Genomic DNA, 17,497 nt, shown 5'->3' with positions numbered 1-17,497 from the left:
TCACAGGATGGAGCGCACGACCCCTCCGTCGACCCTGAGCGCCGCGCCGCTCGTGGCGCTGGCGGCCGGGCTGCACAGGTAGGCGACCAGGCTGGCGATCTCCTCCGGCGCGATCAGGCGCCCGAGGAGCGAGGTCGGCCTGTGCTCCTTCACGAAGGCCCGGCCCATCGCGTCGAGGTTCGGATCGGAGGCGCCGCCCGCCATCTGCGTCATGAACGTGGCCACCCCCTCCGAGAGGGTGGGCCCCGGCAGAACCGTATTGACCGTGACGCCGGAGCCCGAGACGGTCTCGGCGAGGCCGCGCGCCACGGCGAGCTGCGCGGTCTTCGTCATCCCGTAATGCACCATCTCGACCGGGATCTGCACCGCCGACTCGCTCGACACGAACACCACCCGGCCCCAGCCGCGCGCCTGCATGCCCGCTGCGTAGATCCGGGCGAGCCGCACGCCGCTCAGCACGTTCACCTCGAAGAACCGGCGCCAATCCTCGTCCGGGATCTCGAAGAAGGGTTTGGGCTCGAAGATCCCGGCATTGTTCACCAGGATGTCGAGGTCGGGCAGGGCGCTCCGCAGCGCCTCGGCGCCCGACGCCGTGGCGACGTCCCCGACCGCCGCCGTGAACCGGCCCTTCGGCGCCTCCCGCGACAGGGTCTCGATCGCCGCCGCCACGCGCTCGGCCGTGCGCCCGTTCACCGCCACGCTCGCCCCGAGATCGCCGAGCGCGCGGGCGATGGCGTAGCCGATGCCCGCGGTCGAGCCGGTGACCAGGGCGCGCCGCCCGGTCAGATCCATGTCCATGCTGGCCTCCTTCGCGACAGGTCCGCCGCCGGAGATGGGTGCGCGACGGCGCGCGTCCAGGGTGAGCGGTCGCGCTACCGCCGCAGCACGCTCGTCACCGCCCCGGTGAGCGACAGGCCCGCGGCGAGCCACAGCACCGCCACGGTGCCGGAGGTGTGCAGGCGCCCGAAGATCACCGCCACGGCCGCCGCGCCGAGGGACTGTCCGAGGAGCCGAGCGGTCGCCTGCATGCCGCTGGCGCCGCCGCTCCGCTCGCGCGGCGCGCTGGTGATGATCACCCGGTTGTTGGGCGATTGAAACAGCCCGAAGCCGAGGCCGCAGAGCGTCAGCGGCAGCGCGACCGCCAGGGTCCCGGGCGTCGCGGGCAGGCTCGCCAGCAGCGCCAGGCCGAGGCTGAGCCCGACGAGGCCGATGCCGCCGAGACGGCCGGGGGCGATGCGGTCGGAGAGGCGCCCGGCGATGGGGGCGATCACCGCGATGGCGATCGGCCAGGGCGTCAGCAGCAGGCCGATCTCGCTGCTCGACCGCTGCAGCACGTCGTGGAAGTAGAAGGGCAGCGCCACGTACGCCATCATCTGGGCCGAGAAGGCGCAGACCGAACTCGCCATCGACAGGGCGAAGGCCGGGATGCGCAGGAGGTCGACCGGAAGGAGGGGGGCGGGCAGCTTCACTTGGTACCAGACGAAGGCGCCTCCCGCCGCGGCGGCGCCGGCCAGCAACAGGAGCGCGCGCGCCTGCGCTTGTGGATCGCCGAGCCCGTCGACGCCGGTGATGAGCAGGCCGAAGAACACGGCGTTCAGCACCGCGCTCAGCGCGTCGAAGCGCCCGCCGCTGCGCGGCGTGACCGGCAGCGTCCGGGCCGCCACCGCCAGCGCCGCCACCCCGAGCGGGACGTTGACGAGGAAGAGCCAGGGCCAGTGCGCCACGGACAGGATCGCGCCGGCGACCGTCGGCCCGGCGGCCGAGGCCACCGCCACGACCAGCGCCACGTTGCCCACGCCGCGCCCGATCAGCCGGCTCGGATAGATGAAGCGCACGAGCGCGATGTTGACGCTCATGATCCCGGCCGCCCCGAGACCCTGGACGATCCGGGCGGCGATCAGCACCTCCAGCGAGCCCGCCAGCGCGCAGGCGAGCGACGCGCCGGTGAACAGGGCGAGGCCGAGGATGTAGACGCGCCGGTAGCCCAGGATGTCGCCGAGGGAGGAGAGCGGCAGCAGGGAGGCCGTCACGGCGAGCTGGTAGCCGTTGGTCACGAAGATCGCCGCCGAGGGGCTGACCCCGAGGTCGCGCGCCAGCACCGGCAGGGCGACGTTGACGAGGGTGCTGTCGAGCACCGCCATCGTCATGGCGATGCCGATCGCCGCCATCGCCCACAGCCTCTCGGCGACCGGCAGCCCGTCCGCGATCTCCGCCGGCACCGGCCCGGCCGCTCCCGTCATCGGCTCACGCTCCCGCGCCGGGGATCGGCGCCGCGCCAGCACCTACAGCATCGCGGCAGCGGGCGCATCCGCGTCGGCGGGATCGCCGGAAGCCCGGCGCCGTCAGGTCACCGCCTGCCCGAACAACTGCACCAAGCGCGGTTCGAGCTTGCCGTCCATGCCCTGGAGGATGCCCATCGCCTCGGCGCGGGGCATCGGCGCCTTGTAGGGGCGGCGCTCGGTGAGGGCCGCGTAGATGTCGCAGATGGTGAGGAGGCGCACGGTGTCGCTCACCGCCGCCCCGCTCAGCCCGTCCGGGTAGCCGGTCCCGTCGAGCATCTCGTGATGGTGGCGGACGGCGTCGAGGGTGAGGGCGTCGCACTCGCCGCCCGCCTGCAGGATGTCGTAGCCGAGGGCCGCGTGGGTGCGCATGACCGCCGCCTCGTCGGCGTCGAGGCGGCCGGGCTTGTTCAGGATCGGCAGCGGGATGCGCGCCTTGCCGACATCGTGGACCAGGGCGGCGCGCACGAAGCGGTGCTGGTCGTCCCGCCGGAAGCCGAGATGCAGGGCGAACTGCGCCCCCAAGCCCGCCACCAGCAGGCAGTGCTGGTAGGTGGCGTCGTCGTGCGTCCAGACCGTGTCGAGCCAGCGCGCGAGGCCGCCCTCCTGCACGGCGGTCAGGATCGGGCCGAGACCGGCCTCCACGGTCTCCATGTGGATCGGGCTGCCGGTGCGCGCGTCCGCGAGCAGGCTGGTGAGCGCTTCGCCGGCCCGCGCCACGCCGTGGACGACGAGCCGCTCCGACACCGGCCCGGTATGCTCGATCTGGTTGACGAGGGCGGTGGCGACCGTCTGGGGCGGCACGTAGGCCGGCAGGCACACGGTGGCACCGAGCGACTTGGCCTGCCGCAGGGCCTCGGGGGTGGCGCGGCGCAGCAGGCCGATCACCGGGAGGGGCTGGCCCCGGTAGCGGGACTCCAGCGCCTTGAGGCACTGCACCGCCTCGGGCCGGCTGAGCGTGAGGTCCGACACGATCCCGAGCGGTGCGCCGGCGCCGGTCCAGCGCTCGTCGGTTCCTACCACCTCGCATGTCCCGATCTGCCGCAGCGCCGCCGCGAGATCTGCGCTGCGGTCCGGCCGGTCGGTGACGAGGACGATGGTCCCCTCGTGCATCTGATACACTCCTGACCGCGGGGCCCGCGGCAGCTGCAGCAGAGAAGTCTATGGGCAACTTGCCAAGAAATACTTAGCGGCCCCACTGGTCATTCGGGGCGCTCAGCCTCCACCGCGCCGGATGCGGCCGGGGCAAGCCGGGTGCCTCCCGGCTGCCGCGATGCGCCGGAGGTCCGACGGGCCGTCGCACCGGCGCCCGGGCTCACTCGGTCGACCGCGTGTCGGCGACCGGGATCGGGCGGACGAGATCGCCCTCCCGCAGGAAGGGGGCAGCGCGCACCACCACGAGGTCGCTCTCCGAGAGGCCGGTGCGGATCTCCACCTCGTTCTCCGAGAACAGGCCGATCGTCACCGGGCGGGCCTCGATGTGGTTGTTGGTGGCGACGTAGACCGTGGTGCCGTCCGGCCCGCTCACCAGGGAGGAGAACGGGACGGCGATGCCGCAGCTCTCGCCCACCGAGATGGTGCCGCGGGCAAAGGTGCCGAGCCGCGCCTCGCCGACCTGGGAGAGCAGGATGCGCACGTGGCCGAGCTGGCTGGCCGCATCCGCCGCGGGTGCTACGAGCCGCACCCGGGCCGGGAGGCTGCCGAGCCCGATGGGCTTCACCGTGACGCTCTGACCGGGTGCGATCTTGCCGAGCGAGGCGATCGGCGCGTCGGCGGCGAGTTCGAGTTCGCCCTGCGCGATGATGGTGAACAGCGGGTCCGCCCGCGTGGGCGCGGGCGAGCCGGCCGCCGCGGTGCTGCGGCCGATCACCCCGGCGACCGGCGCCCGGATGGCGACCTGGGTGGTGCCCGCCTGCGCGTCGTCGGGCACGAGCTGGGCGAGAACCTGGTTGGCCCGCACCTCGTCGAGGGGCTTGGCGAGCACCTGGGCCACCCGCAGGCCGTCGCGGTCGGGCCGCAGCTGCACCTCCTGCCGGGCCGTGAGCACGCCGGTGACGTCGATGCGGTCGTCGAAGCAGCGCCGCTTCGAGGCCGCCACGCTGACGGCGAGGCCTGCGCTCTGGCCGCCCGCCGTCTCGGCGCCCGCCGGCCCGGGGGCCAGAAGACTCACCCCGAGGCTCGCTCCTGCCGCGCAGGCGAGGCGGCGCAGGAGCGCGGGGCGGGCCGGGGCTGGACGGGGGGGACGCGGCACGGACGGGGCTCCGAAGGTGGCGGTGGCGCGGAACCAGACCCCGCCGGCACCGGCGTGAGCCTGCGATGGTGGCGCTGCCAAGCCTAATACAGCACGATTCCGCGGCCGCGTCAGGGCGGTGCGCCTCACGGCGGAGCGGCATTCCGGCGCGGACCCGTCCGGCCCGGCGCGGGCGCGCGGGCGCGCCCCGCACCGGGGAAGATCTGGTCGAGCATGCCTCCGAGCGGGTTGGCCTCACCCCCCTCCAGCAGGCTCGACCCGAGCGCGCCGAGGCCCGACAGGTTCTGGCCGCTCAGCACCCCGCCGAGATCGACGCTCACCTGCGGCGCATCCCAGCTCCCGGTGATCAGGACCGGGAGGCTGATGTCGAGGAGCTTGGGCAGGGCACGGGCGGCGCTGCGGGTCAGCTTCGGCTCGATCCTCAGGGCGATCGAGCGGGAAGCGAGGTCGATGGTGCCGGCGCCACGCGCCGTCACGAGTGGGCCGGCGAGCGCGATGTCCTGGGTGGTCGCTTGACCGTCCGCGATGCGCAGGCGCGCGGTGATGCGGTCGAAGGCGGTGGCGTCGGAGGCGCGCAGGCGCGGGTCGGCGGAGATCTGCGAGGCGATCGACTGCACAACCCCCGGGATGTCGATCCCGTTGAGGCGCCCGTTCTCGAGGGTGACCACGGCCTCGCCCGCGAGGGAGCGCGCGATCTCGGCCGTCGTCGCGCCCGTGGCCTTGAGGTCGAGGCTCGCCCCCGCGGTGCCGTCGAGGAGCCCGAACCCGGCCATGGCGGTGAGGAGCGGCAGGCTGCGCGCCTGGGTGAGGTCGAGCCGCAGGGCGTGGCGGGAGGGCGCGGGTCCGGGGGCGGCCAGCGCCGAGGTGAGGGTGGCGCGGATCTGGCCGCCGTGGAGGGCGGTGGGCGCGAGACTCGCCTCGACCGTGCCCCCGGTGAGCTTGGCCTCGACCATGACGTCGTTGGCCGAGAGGCCCGCGGCCCGCAGCGCGCCGGCCCTGAGCTTGGCCCTCCCGTCGAAGCTGCGCAGCAGCGTGAGGTCGTCCGCGCCGGCCTCCATGCGCAGGGGCGGCAGGTCGAGCTGCTCGAAGCCGAGATCCAGTCGCACGAAGGGCTTGGCGGTGAGGTCGACGACCGCCGCCCCGGCGAAGCGCGACGTCCCGAGGCTGCCGGTGAGGCGCGAGAGCGTGAGTTCGGCCCCCTGCACGCCCGCATCCGCACGGCCGGTCAGCGGCGCGGAGAACTGGGGCAGGCGGCAGGTGAAGTCGAGCGGGACCGGCCCCGCCGCGCCGCCGGGCGCCGCCGCGACCTCGCAGGTCGCGCCGCCGGGCCGGCCGCGCGCCGTCACGGCAAAGCCGCCCGCCTCGGCCCGGGCCTCGGCCGACACCGCCTCCACCGAGGCGACCACCGCATCGCCTTCGACCAGGGCGAGGGAGCCGTCCGTGATCCGGATCAGGTCCGGACGCGGCCCCGGGGCCGGACGGGCGGCGTCCTGCCCTCGGGCCGGCGGGTCGGCGACGCGCCACCACTCGGCCGGCCAGCGCAGGCGCGGCCGCTCCACCTCGACCTCCCGCACGCCGCGTCCGGCCAGGAGGTCGAGGGGCGCCCCGGTCGCCCGCAGCGCCGCGATGTCGAGACGCGCCTCGCTGCCGTCCGCGAAGGCGGTGCGCGTGCCGACGTCCCGGACCACGACCGCGAAGCTCGGCCAGAGGGTGAGGCTCGCCCCGCCCGCCACCGTCCAGGGGCGCCCGGTCTCGGCCTCCAGCCGCTCCTCGACGGCCCGCGCGATCCGGGCCGAACTCGTGGCCACCGCCGCGCCGGCGGCCGCCACGCTCCCGGCCAGAAGCAGAAGGAAGACAACGCGCAGCTTCATCCGGTCCTCGCGAACGTCCGCCGCTGCCACGGACAAGACCGCAAAGTCGCAGCGGAATCAATCGGCCGGCCCAGGGACCGGACGTAGTGCCGACGACCGGCCGGGACCCGGCGCGGACGGCGGCTCGCCGTCACCCAACGGGCCGCGGCGTCGGCCGCCGCGTCGTGCGCGCTCGGATCGCGCGCGGCCGACGACGCAGAGACGCCCGTGCGGCTCGACTTCGAATCAGGCAGATCACCGACGCGGCCTCATCTCTGGGGGACAGGTCTGTCGAGATGTCTGCACCTGAAAATCAGGTCGAGAGGCGGTCGGATGTGCGTCCGAGCACTTGCTCGGCCGGGGACCCGGCGTGTAAGTTTGGAGCATGAAACGGTCGCTGCAAAACCTGCTCACGCTCCTCCTCGCCCTCTGGGCAACCGCGGCCGTCTCGGCCCCGGCGGACAGACGCGTCGCCCTCGTCATCGGCAATGCCGCCTATGACCATTTCGGCCGGCTGAGCAATCCCGGCAACGATGCGGAGGACATCGCGACCGTGCTGCGGCGGGTCGGGTTCGAGGTTCTCGACGGCCGCGACCTCTCCCGCCGCGACATGGACCGCAAGCTGGCCCAGTTCTCGCGGCTGTCGCTCGATGCCGATACCGCGCTGGTCTACTACGCGGGCCACGGCCTGCAGTACCAGAACCAGAACTACCTCGTGCCGACCGACGCGCTGCTGCGCGACGGGTTCGACGTGCCGTTCGAGACGATCGCGGTCGAGAGCGTCATCGGCGCCCTCGACAACGCCCGGGGCGCGCGCATCCTGATCCTGGATGCCTGCCGCGACCTGCCGCTGAAGGATGCCGGCAAGCGCGAGAGCTACGGCGGCCCCGGTCTCGCGAGCGTGGTCGGCCGCAAGGGCCTGATCATGGCCTACGCGACGCAGGCCAACCACGTCGCCTTCGACGGCAACGGCCGCAACAGCTTCTACGCGGAGGCCCTGCTCAAGGCGATGCAGGAGCCCGGCCTCGAGATCGGGCAGGTCTTCCAGCACGTCGCCAAGGCGGTGGCCAGCGTCACCGACGGGCGCCAGCTCCCGGAGGTCACCCGCTCCTATCCGGGCGAGGTCTTCATCAACCGCGACGAGACCGACATGCAGGCCTGGGGGCGGCTGCGCGGCACGACCCAGCTCGCCGACCTGCGCCGCTTCGTGGAGAAGTATCCCCGCAGCTTCCTGGTCGAGGACGCGCTGAGCCGCATCCGGATGATCGAGGGGCAGGCCCGGGCCGGCTTCGTGGCGCAGGCCGACGGCGAGCGCGACGGGCCGCGCGCCCAGCCCGACCGCCTCGCCCTGGCGCGGCCGGTGGAGGCCCAGCAGGCCGCCCAGCAGGAGGTGCAGAAGGCCCGGCGCCAGGAGGAGGACCGGCTCGCCGATCTCGCCCGCAAGGCCCGCGAGGAGCAGGCGCGTCAGGAGCAGGCCGGCCGCGACGCCGAGCAGGCCCGCATCGCCGCCGCCCGGGTGCAGATGCTCGCCGACGAGGCCAAGCGCCGCGAGGAGCAGGCCAAGCGCGAGACGGTGGCGGCCCTCGCGGTGCCCACCGCGGCCGAGCCGTCCCGGCTCGTCGAGCCCGCCAAGCCGGCCGACGCACCCCAGACCGCCTACGCGGCCCTGTCGATCCGCGAGGAGGCGCCGGCCGCCAAGGAGGCTTCTCCGGCGACCGCTGACGAGGCGGTGGTCCGTTCGGTGCAGCAGCGCCTGGTGGATCTCGGCTGCTACACCGAGCAGCCCGAATCGGCCTGGGGCCGCCAGTCGATGGATGCGCTGGAGCGGTTCTACCGCTTCTCGCAGAGCACCGATCCGACGCGGACCGACGCCTCGAAGACCCGCGCGGTGCGGATCGTCTCGACGATGCCCGACCAGGGCGTGCTGGAGACGCTCAACGGCTATAGCGGCCGCATCTGCCCGATCAGCTGCCCGACCGGCACCCAGCCCCGCGGCGAGATCTGCGTGCGCATCACCTGCCCGCCCGGCATGAGCCTCGACGGTGACGAGTGCCGCCCGCAGCACCGTCCGCTCCAGGCCACGCTGCCGGCCGAGACCACCAAGAAGCCGGCCGCCGAGGAGACCAAGCGTCCCAAGACCGCCGTGCTGCCCGAGCCGGAGCCCAAGCCCGCCCGTGCCACCGTCAAGGAGACCCCGCGCCCGGCGAAGCACGCCGCCCGTCCGGTCGAGGTCGAGCGTCCGGTGAAGCAGGCGGCCCGCCCGGTCGAGGTCGAGCGCCCGGTCAAGCCGAAGGTGAAGGTGGTCGAGCCGATCCGCGCCCGCACGCCGGTTCCGGCCCTCGCCCGCGCCCCGCGCGCCGCGCCGGCCCCGGCGCGGGCCGCCGCGGCCCCGAGCTTCACCCCGGCCGAGATCGGCGCGTCCCGGATGATGAGCCGGATGCCCTGAGCATCGTCCCCCGACGTCGCCGTCGAACCGGCGACGATCCGATTGAAACGCAGCGGCGCCGGACACCCGTCCGGCGCCGCTGTCGTTCACGGGTGGCTTCGCTTCGGGGGCACCGCGAGGCGGTGGCGACGTGGCCCGTCGGGCTCACGCCAGCGATCGGGCGCGCAAACGCGGATCGGGCCGGGGCGGATGTCCCGCGCCTTCCGGCCTCACTCCGGCCCGCCGATGGTGAGCGCGAAGTCAAGGCCGTTCGCCCGGTCGAGGCCGATCGAGCGGCCGATGCCGAGGGTGCCGACGTCGCGCAACACCAGCTCCTCGCGGCGCATGCAGAATTCCTCGGCACCGAACAGCGTCACGTAGGTCCCGTTCGTGCTGTGGTCGATCAGCACCCACTTGTCGCCGCGCCGTTCGATGGTGGCGTGGCGGCGCGAGACGTAGTCGTTGTCCACCACGATGTCGCTCGCCGCGTCCCGGCCCAGCGTCACCGCCTGGCGGCTCTCGTCGAACAGCCAGCGCTTGTCCCGGTAGGTGAGCCGCAGCCCGCTGCCGGCGGGGGGGCGCGGCTCGGCGGCCGGCAGGAGGGAGAACACCGTCGTCTGGTTGGCGGCGACGTGCCAGAGCACCTCCGCCACCCGCACGTCGTCGCCGGCGCCCTTGACGTAGACGCCGACGAGCGCGCGGGTCGCGGCGCGCTGGAGCGGCGGCAGGCCGTCGGCGAGTTCGCCCGTGGTGATGATCTGGCCGCCCTTGGCGAGCGCCACCATGCGGGCCGCCATGTTCACCGTGGTGCCGAAGTAATCGTCGTTCGCCCGCACCACCGGGCCGTGATGGAAGCCGATCCGCAGCTGCAGGCGGTGGTCGCCGACATGGCCGACGCCCTCGTCCTCGAAGCGCCGCTGCACCGCCACGGCGGCATCGCACATGGCGCAGACATCCTCGAACACCGCCATGAACTCGTCGCCGATGGTCTTGACCAGCCGGCCGCCCTTGCTCTGGACGACATCGGCCGCGACGCCGAGGCAGCGGTCGACCACGCGCAGCGCGGCGTCATCCCCCAGGTCGCGGTACAGGCGCGTGCTCCCGGCGACGTCGCAGAAGAGAACACCGATCGAGCAGGGTTCGTTGATGCTCATCTTGAGGAGTGATCCTCAGCGGGCCGTAGGGCAGGATGACGTCAGCCGCATCGTCTATGCAAGCTTGCGTCAGCGCGAAAGCCCAAATGCCACGGGCGGGCGGCATCTTTTTGACGGCGCTGCCGTGCGGGCGCCCCGCCGGCGCAGTCCTCAGGTCGCGCACCGTGCTGCCAAGCAGGCGGCAGGACAGTCTGCGCCGCCTGTCAGTCCGCGCGGTTCGTCCTGACGACAAAATTAAGAATTCTGCCAGCGAATCGCGCATGGTCATCTGTCCTGCGGCGCCGTTCCGATTGCCAGGCTGCCGGCCGGCGCGTTGCGCCCGAGCAACTTCGACTGCCAATCGCACGGGCGATCAGAAAAGCGGTTGTCCGAGCGGTGGTCGATGTGGTCTGCATACGGCCAAGGTCAGGGGTTTCTTGGGGCCGGGTATGGTTCAGGATGGCATGGTGGCGGGGGTGGGGCGCGAGCCGGTCCGCGCCCAGGGTCTGGAGCGGGTCCGCGGAGCGCTCCTCGTGGGCGTCTCCTGCGTCGGATTGACGGTCGCAGGAGCGCTGCTGCCGGCGGGGGAGGCGGCGGCCCAGGCGGTGGCGCCCGGCTTCGACGCCAACCAGCTCGCGCGCAACGATGACGGCTCCACCGGCGCGGTGGCGCTGCCCTTCGCGGCCAACTTCTTCGGCACGACCTACAACCAGGTCTTCGTCAACAACAACGGCAACGTGACGTTCGGCCAGTCGCTCGGCCAGTTCACGCCGGTCGGCCTCGGCTCGGGCTATACCGGTCCGCCGATCATCGCGCCCTTCTTCGCGGACGTGGACACCCGCAACCCGGCGAGCGGCGTCACCTCCTACGGCAACGGCACCTACAACGGCCAGACCGCCTTCGGGGTGACGTGGCCGAACGTCGGCTACTTCTCGAACAGGGTCGACAAGACCAACACGTTCCAGCTCATCCTGGCGGGGCGCCAGGACACCGGCGCCGGCAACTTCGACATCTACTTCAACTACAACCGCATCCAGTTCGAGACCGGCGACGCGAGCGGCGGCACCAACGGCCTGGGCGGCACCTCGGCCTCGGCCGGCTACTCGGCGGGCACGGGCGCGGCCGGCACCTTCCTCGAACTGCCGGGCTCCCTCGTCAACGGCGCCCTCCTGGACGGCGGCCCGAACGCGCTGGCCACCGGCGGCAACGGCACGGTGCCGGGGCAGTTCCTGTTCCCGGTCCGCAACGGCACGGTGGTGTTCGCCCGCAGCTGCGGCGCGGGCGACAACGCCTCGACCACCACGGTGGCCAATTGCGGCCCCAACCGCGTCTACGACGGCGGCATCTTCTACACGCCGCTCAACACCTTCACGCTCAACGTCCTCGACAACACGACCATCAACGCCGGCGCGACCGGCAGCGCCGTGATGGTGATGCCGACCAGCGCCACCGCGGGCGTGACGGTCAACGTCAACGCGAGCGCGACGATCAACGCGCCGGCCGGCGCGGGCATCGAGATCGACGGCGGGCGCTACGCCGGCCCGGCCACCGTCACCACGCTCGGCCGGATCACCGCCGGCACGGTGGGCATCCTGGCCCGCAACGGCCTCGGCACGCTCGCGGTGACGAACGGCGGCACCATCACGGCGCCGGTCGGGATCATCGGCGTCTACGCCGCCAACACCGCCCTCACCAATTCCGGCACCATCACGGGGGCGATCGGCGCTGCGACGCTCTCCAGCAATGCGGCTGTGACCAATTCGGGCACCGTCGCGTTCCGCGAGGCGGGACTCGCCGCCTACGGGACGGAGGCCGTCTCGGTGGTCAACACCGGCACGCTGACCTACGGCGCCGACATCGCGGCGATCCCGAGCCGGGTCCGCGGGCAATTGCCCGGCATCACCGATATCGGCCAGGAATTCAGCCGGTTCGGCGGCACGATCCTGTCCGACGGCGTCACGCAGCCCTTCCCGGGCATCGGCATCGCGGCGCTCGGCGGCAACGCCGCCGTCACCAACGCCGGCACCATCACGGCGCAGGCCGTCGGCATCGCGGCCGTCGCGGCGCCGCGCGGCGAGGGGGCCGGCTCCCGGAGCCTCAGCATCCTCAACACCGGCGCCATCACGGCGAACGGCGTCGGCGTGTTCGCCCGGACCCTCAACGGGAACCTGAAGCTCGCCAATTCCGGCAGCATCATCGCCGCCCTCGGCATCGATGCCGCCGCCGCCGGCCCGACCACCGGCGCCTCGGCCGCGCTCCTCACGATCGGCAATTCGGGCTCGATCACCGGCACCTCCGGCTACGCCGTCAACACGGCGCAGAGCACGGTGGCGACCCGGCTCGACAACGCCGGCACCATCACGGGCGGCGTCCTGCTCAGCAACGGCTCCACCTTCACCAACTCGGGCCGCTTCGCGACGGCCCTCACCAGCAACTTCGGCGGCGGCTCCCTCGACAACACCGGCGTCGTCGCCCTGGGCAGCCAGACGGCGACGTTCGCGAACCTGTCGCGCGTCACCAACGCGGGCACCCTCGACCTGCGCACCCCGACCGCGAGCGGCCAGCTCACGATCGCCGGCGACTATGTCGGCCGCAACGGCACGCTGCTCGTCAACACGTCGAGCCAGACCGGCGGCGCCGACCGTCTCGTCATCACCGGCGCGGCGAGCGGCACGACCGGCGTGCTCGTGAACAACCTCACGCCGACCACGCCCTTCACCACCTCGCCGGTGATCGTCCAGACCGGCACCACGCTCAACGCGAACGCCTTCACGCTCGCCGGCACCCAGAATTTCGGCACGCTGGAAGCGGTGCTGGTGCGCTCGGATCTCGCCGGGGGCGGCAGCACGATCGCCGTCGGGGCGGTGCCGAACGCGGTCGGCCTGTCGGCCCCCACGGCGGTCATCGCGGCGCGCACCATCTCGACCCAGGGCGGCACCGCCGTGCTCGACCGCGTCACCGAGGTGCGCACCGCGCTCCAGACCGGCCAGACCTCGATCCCGCAGGCGCTCCAGTACAACGGCCTGTCCCAGTACTCGGCGCTCGTCAGCAAGGATCCGATCGCGCCGAACCTCGCCCCGCCGCCGCCCGAGACCAAGTCCCGCCCGGCGATCTGGGCGCGCGGCTTCGGCGACCTCGAGCGGCGCACCGGCTCCACCAGCTTCACCTTCGCGGGCAACAACTTCTTCCGCGACCTCGGCTACAACCAGTCCACCGCGGGCTTCCTCGGCGGCGCCGACGTGGTGATGAGCGGGCTCACCAAGCCCGACGACGGCCTGATCCTGGGCGTCATGGCCGGCTACACGACCTCCTCGGTGCGGCTCAACCGCGGCGCGGGCCAGCAGGATTACGACGGCGGCACGGTCGGCGTGTACGGCACCTACCTGAACGGGCCGTGGTTCGTGGACGCCCTGTTCAAGGTCGACCTGCTCGGCCTCGACATCGTCGGGCCGCTGCTGCGCCAGTCGACGGGTCTCCAGAACTACAACTTCACCACCAACGTCGGCTACCGCGTCCAGCTCGACAACAACGTCTACGTCGAGCCCACCGCCGGCCTCGAATACATCTCGACGCACTTCGACCAGCAGGCCCGCTTCACCGCCACCGGCGTGCCGCTGGTGGATGGCGACGCCCTGCGCGGCCGCATCGGGGCGCGGGTCGGCACCGAGTTCGTGCAGGACAACATCCGCATCGAGCCGAGCATCACCGGCTACGTCTACACAGTGCTGACCGAATCCGGCCTGAGCGGCGCCTTCACGGGCGGCATCGCCAGCGTGTCCGGCCTGCGCGATCAGGGGAAGGCGCGCGGCGAAGTCCAGGCGTCGATCAACTTCTTCAACCTGAAGACCGGCCTGTCCGGCTTCATCCGGGGCGACTTCCGGGTCGGCGAGGATCTCGTGGCGGGCGGCGGCCGCGCCGGTCTGCGCTACCAGTTCTCCTCGTTCTGACCGATCCGCACGAAGCGATCTCCGAAGGCCCGGCCTCACGGCCGGGCCTTCTTTCTCATCCGGCGTTCAGGTGCCGGTTGGCATCGACGGGACCCGTCACGCCACCGGCCCGGAGATCCAGGGTGCTCCGCTTCATTCTCACGCTCGGCCTCCTGATCGCTGGCGCCGCGCCGGTCGAGGCGGCGGCGCCCGGCAGCGATGCGCGGCTGCGCGCACGCGCCTCGTCCGCATCCGCCGTCTCCCGCCCCCGCGGGCCGGGCCTGCGCCCGCCGGCAGCCCCGCGCCGCTTCGGCCGCGCCTCCATCGAGGGCCTGCGCCGCCTGGAGCGGATGCGCTGAGCCGCTCTCCAGGCGCCCGACCATCCGTCGCTCGCGTGCGCTCGCGCACAGTCTAGATCGGTGTCCTGCGCGCATATCATCGGCGGTGAAGCTTGCATTCGGCGGCGAGACACTCCATCTCGACCCCGCACGCACAATCATCGCCGGATCACGTCTGATCCCTTCCCTTTCCGGAGACCATCATGACCTTGCGCGCTGCCACGCTTCTGTCGGCCCTCGTCCTCGCGGCTCCCCTGGCGGCGACCTCCGCGCAGGCGATGCCCTGCCGCGCCTGGGGTCCGTACGCCTGCGAATGGAGCGGGCCGCGCGAGGTGCGGGCGCCGCGGGTCATCGTCGCGGAGGCCGGATGGCGCGGTCCCGCCGCGTGGCACGCCTGGGAGCCGGTGGCCGTCTCGCGCGGCTTCACCCGCTTCGAGATCGAAGGCATCCGCCTGCTGCAGCGGATGCCCTGACCCTCATCCCCCGAGCTTGAAGTAGGTGACCGCGATCCCCGCCGGACGGGGGTCGCGGTCGAGTTCGTCGCCGATCTGGCGGAAGAGCTGGTCGGCCCGGGCGTTGATCCCGGACCGCAGGCTGGTGAGCGGCTTCTGGCTCGTGACCGCCAGAACCACCTGCGGGCGCGGCGCGCCCGAGCCCTCGACCCGCATCGAGAAGCGCACCGTGTCGCCGTTGCGCCGGGCAAAGCGCCCGAGATTGGTCACGCGCCCGTCATCCCCGATCAGCAGCAGGTCGACGTTGCGGTCGCTGCGCGTCTCCACCGTGCCGACGAGGTCCTGGCCGTTGTGCAGGAGATCGGAGGTGATGGCGATGTTGGCCGCCCGCGCGTCGCGCTGCGGGTAGTGACGGGCCAGGAAGTTGACGAGCGGGCACTGCGCCTCGGTGACCTGCCGCAGGCTGATGTGCGGCTCGACCCCGAGCGCGCTCTGGAACGCCCTGTCGAAGGCGTGGAACGGCTGGGTCGACCGGCCGAAGGCGTCCACCAGAATGTCGGGCGGCTGCGTCGAGACGGGCGTGATGAAGAAGCAGTCGCCGCCGTCGTAGCGCCGCATGAAGCTCTCGACCTCCTCGGCGCTCACCGTCACGGCGGGCTGGTCGCGACGTTGGCGCGGCGGCTCGTCCGGATCGTCGCCGGGATCGGGCAGGGAGACGATCGGCGGCTTGACCGGCGCCGGCGACGGCTCCACCCGCACCGGCTCGGCCGGCGGGGGAGGGGGGAGGGGGACCGTGACGGGCGGGGCGGGCGCCACGCTCGCGGTCGGCGTCGGCGGGGCGGGCGGGTCCGGCTGGCGCGCCGGCAGGGCGAGATAGGCCACCGCCGCGATCGCCGCGGTCGCGAGTCCGCCGCCCCCCGCGATCAGCGCCGCCATCGGCAGGCGGCGCGGAGCCCGCGGCTCCACGGCCGCCCAGGCCGCGACCGCCGCCATGTCGGCGGGCCGGTCCTTCGGGTTCGGCTGCAGCATCGCCTGCAGGATCGGCCGGATCCGCTCGTCGATCCCCGACAGGTCCGGGACGCGCCGCCGCTTCTCGACCACGTCGACGTGGTTGCTGCCCATGTCGAGGGCCCGGCCCCGCGCCGCGTGCGCCAGCAGCAGGCCCAGGCTGTAGAGGTCGGATTTCGGCGTCACCTCCCCGCCGAACAGGCCGAGCTGCTCGGGCGAGACGTAGGAATACTTGCCGGCGAATCCGCCCCCGATGACGGTGCCGTCGGTGCTGGGTGCCCGGGCGATGCCGAAATCGATCAGCTTGGCCCGCGCGACGTTGCCGCCGGGCAGGATGACGTTGTCGGGCGACACGTCGCGGTGGATGATCCCGAGATCGTGCGCGGCCTGGAGGCCGGCGGCGAGGCGGCGCAGCAGCAGGCACAGGGTCGGCCCGTCGAGGGGCCCCTGCTCCAGGCGCTCGGACAGCGACACGCCGTCCACGAACTCCATCGCCAGATAGGGGAGTCCGAGCTTCGGATCGACCGTGAACACGAAGTAGCGGACGATCGCCTCGTGATGGAGGTTGTGCAGCGCCGACGCCTCGCGCCGGAACAGCGCCAGGGCCGAGGTGTTGCGGGCGAGGTCCGGCTTCACCACCTTGATCGCCACCGCGTCCCCGGTGGCGAGCGCCTCCCCCTTGTAGACCTCGCCCATCCCGCCCGAGGCGATCAGGCTGCGGATCACGTAGATGTCGTTGAGCCGTGTCCCGGGCTCGATGAAGGAGCCGCGGGCCGGAGGCGGGATGAAGACCGTCTCCTCGCTCATGCGCGGGGGCCTTCCGGAGCATCGGGCGGCCGCGTGGGCGCCGCGGCGGCGCTCGGCCCGAGGTAGCGCACGGCCACGACCGTGACATTGTCGGCGGCCCCCCGTTCGAGGGTGAGCTGGAGGAGCGCGTCGCACACGGCCTGCGCGCCCCGCTCCGCCTGCTCCCCGGTCGCCGCGGCCAGGATCTCGCCGTCCGCCACGTGATGCGTGAGCCCGTCCGAGCACAGGATGAACAGGTCGCCGGCTTCGAGCAGGCCGTGATCGATGTCGATCTCAGGCTCCGCCTGCACGCCGATCGCCCGGGTGATGACGTTGCGGCGCGGCCAGGTCCGCGCCTCCTGCGGGGTGATCACGCCGCGCTCGACCAGGGATTGGATCTCGGTGTGGTCGCGCGAGAGCTGCGCGATCGCCCCCGCCCGCACCCGGTAGACGCGGCTGTCGCCCGACCACAGGCAGACGAAGTGCGGCTCGTAGACCAGCAGGATCGCCACCGTGGTGCCGACGATCGCCCCGCGCGCGTGCCCGACCTTGCGGATGTCGGAGTTGGCGGCGGCGAGACGGGCCTTGAGCTGGTCGAGGAGGTCGCTCGCCGAGCCGGCCGGCGTCACGGCCGCCAGAGCCTCGACCACCGCCGAACTCGCGACCTCGCCCGCCTCGTGGCCGCCCATTCCGTCCGCCACCGCGAAGATGCCGCTCTGGGGCGCGAGCAGGAAACGGTCCTCGTTGAGCGCGCGCACGCGGCCGGCATGGCAGGCCGAACCCAGGTCGAGCGCGGCCTCCGCGCGCCGCAGCCCGGAACCGAAAGGGTCTTTCTTCATGGTCCCACCGTACTCGAAGCGGCGGTGCGTCGGGCGTCCTCTGGACCCGACCGGGACCGTCAGGCCGCCTCAACCCTGACGGAGGCCGCCGCTTTCGGCAAGTGTCGGCCGCTCCGCGCCGCGTCGCTGTCCCCGTCCCTGTGGTCGCGGCCTGGCCCGGACGGCGCGGGTGTGCGGCCGCACGGCCACGCGGCGGAGCGCGCCTTAAGG

The 17,497-nt window shown here is 73.0% G+C and carries 12 protein-coding genes; 4 read left to right on the top strand and 8 right to left on the bottom strand.

The annotated features are described in order from the left end of the window. The 5 genes from MFF61_RS20165 to MFF61_RS20145 form a co-directional block, all read right to left on the bottom strand. Positions 1 to 798, bottom strand: coding sequence for an SDR family NAD(P)-dependent oxidoreductase (locus MFF61_RS20165; RefSeq protein ID WP_238237429.1), 798 nt, complete (start codon positions 796 to 798; stop codon positions 1 to 3). A gap of 74 nt (positions 799 to 872) precedes the next feature. Further along, positions 873 to 2,240: an MFS transporter gene (locus tag MFF61_RS20160; RefSeq protein WP_238237427.1), complete on the bottom strand. Its 1,368-nt coding sequence runs from the start codon at positions 2,238 to 2,240 to the stop codon at positions 873 to 875. Between the two features lie 102 nt (positions 2,241 to 2,342). Further along, on the bottom strand, positions 2,343 to 3,392 hold the full coding sequence (locus MFF61_RS20155; protein ID WP_238237426.1) for an HD-GYP domain-containing protein: 1,050 nt from the start codon (positions 3,390 to 3,392) through the stop codon (positions 2,343 to 2,345). Positions 3,393 to 3,594: 202 nt separating this feature from the next. Beyond that, entirely contained in the window at positions 3,595 to 4,530 is a 936-nt protein-coding gene (locus tag MFF61_RS20150; RefSeq protein ID WP_238237421.1) for an efflux RND transporter periplasmic adaptor subunit, read from the bottom strand. Positions 4,531 to 4,655: 125 nt separating this feature from the next. After that, a complete protein-coding gene (locus tag MFF61_RS20145) occupies positions 4,656 to 6,401 on the bottom strand; it encodes an AsmA family protein (protein WP_238237420.1) in 1,746 nt (581 codons plus the stop codon). Positions 6,402 to 6,765: 364 nt separating this feature from the next. Here MFF61_RS20145 and MFF61_RS20140 point away from each other — a divergent pair, with 364 nt between their 5' ends. Next, positions 6,766 to 8,826, top strand: coding sequence for a caspase family protein (locus tag MFF61_RS20140; protein WP_238237418.1), 2,061 nt, complete (start codon positions 6,766 to 6,768; stop codon positions 8,824 to 8,826). Between the two features lie 209 nt (positions 8,827 to 9,035). Here the strand turns inward: MFF61_RS20140 and MFF61_RS20135 are convergent, their stop codons facing one another. Continuing rightward, positions 9,036 to 9,959, bottom strand: a complete 924-nt coding sequence (locus tag MFF61_RS20135) for an adenylate/guanylate cyclase domain-containing protein (RefSeq protein WP_238237417.1) — start codon at positions 9,957 to 9,959, stop codon at positions 9,036 to 9,038. A 428-nt stretch (positions 9,960 to 10,387) separates the two neighbouring features. Between MFF61_RS20135 and MFF61_RS20130 the strand changes: the two genes are divergently transcribed. The 3 genes from MFF61_RS20130 to MFF61_RS20120 all read left to right on the top strand — a co-directional run bounded on the left by MFF61_RS20130 (position 10,388) and on the right by MFF61_RS20120 (position 14,675). Then, the gene (locus tag MFF61_RS20130; protein ID WP_238237415.1) at positions 10,388 to 13,885 is read left to right on the top strand and encodes a nidogen-like domain-containing protein; all 3,498 of its coding nucleotides are present in this window, start codon (positions 10,388 to 10,390) and stop codon (positions 13,883 to 13,885) included. A 122-nt stretch (positions 13,886 to 14,007) separates the two neighbouring features. Further along, positions 14,008 to 14,223 (top strand): hypothetical protein, encoded by a 216-nt coding sequence (locus MFF61_RS20125; RefSeq protein WP_238237413.1) that lies wholly within the window; start codon positions 14,008 to 14,010, stop codon positions 14,221 to 14,223. 182 nt (positions 14,224 to 14,405) lie between these two features. Continuing rightward, entirely contained in the window at positions 14,406 to 14,675 is a 270-nt protein-coding gene (locus tag MFF61_RS20120) for a hypothetical protein (protein WP_238237411.1), read from the top strand. A gap of 3 nt (positions 14,676 to 14,678) precedes the next feature. Here the strand turns inward: MFF61_RS20120 and MFF61_RS20115 are convergent, their stop codons facing one another. Together MFF61_RS20115 and MFF61_RS20110 are read right to left on the bottom strand one after the other, a co-directional pair. Then, entirely contained in the window at positions 14,679 to 16,469 is a 1,791-nt protein-coding gene (locus MFF61_RS20115; RefSeq protein ID WP_238237408.1) for a serine/threonine-protein kinase, read from the bottom strand. After that, positions 16,466 to 17,287 (bottom strand): PP2C family protein-serine/threonine phosphatase, encoded by an 822-nt coding sequence (locus MFF61_RS20110; protein ID WP_238237405.1) that lies wholly within the window; start codon positions 17,285 to 17,287, stop codon positions 16,466 to 16,468. Before MFF61_RS20110 ends, MFF61_RS20115 begins: the two co-directional genes overlap by 4 nt. Between the last annotated feature and the right edge of the window lie 210 nt (positions 17,288 to 17,497).

Origin of the sequence: Methylobacterium isbiliense (genome assembly GCF_022179325.1) — a bacterium.
In the GTDB taxonomy this organism is placed as follows: domain Bacteria; phylum Pseudomonadota; class Alphaproteobacteria; order Rhizobiales; family Beijerinckiaceae; genus Methylobacterium; species Methylobacterium isbiliense.
This window is presented reverse-complemented; position numbering and strand designations above follow the sequence as displayed.

Coding starts and splice junctions, on each gene's coding strand:
- MFF61_RS20165 (WP_238237429.1), bottom strand. CDS start 798: ATGGACATGGATCTGACCGGGCGGCGCGCCCTGGTCACCGGCTCGACC.
- MFF61_RS20160 (WP_238237427.1), bottom strand. CDS start 2,240: ATGACGGGAGCGGCCGGGCCGGTGCCGGCGGAGATCGCGGACGGGCTG.
- MFF61_RS20155 (WP_238237426.1), bottom strand. CDS start 3,392: ATGCACGAGGGGACCATCGTCCTCGTCACCGACCGGCCGGACCGCAGC.
- MFF61_RS20145 (WP_238237420.1), bottom strand. CDS start 6,401: ATGAAGCTGCGCGTTGTCTTCCTTCTGCTTCTGGCCGGGAGCGTGGCG.
- MFF61_RS20140 (WP_238237418.1), top strand. CDS start 6,766: ATGAAACGGTCGCTGCAAAACCTGCTCACGCTCCTCCTCGCCCTCTGG.
- MFF61_RS20135 (WP_238237417.1), bottom strand. CDS start 9,959: ATGAGCATCAACGAACCCTGCTCGATCGGTGTTCTCTTCTGCGACGTC.
- MFF61_RS20130 (WP_238237415.1), top strand. CDS start 10,388: ATGGTTCAGGATGGCATGGTGGCGGGGGTGGGGCGCGAGCCGGTCCGC.
- MFF61_RS20120 (WP_238237411.1), top strand. CDS start 14,406: ATGACCTTGCGCGCTGCCACGCTTCTGTCGGCCCTCGTCCTCGCGGCT.
- MFF61_RS20115 (WP_238237408.1), bottom strand. CDS start 16,469: ATGAGCGAGGAGACGGTCTTCATCCCGCCTCCGGCCCGCGGCTCCTTC.
- MFF61_RS20110 (WP_238237405.1), bottom strand. CDS start 17,287: ATGAAGAAAGACCCTTTCGGTTCCGGGCTGCGGCGCGCGGAGGCCGCG.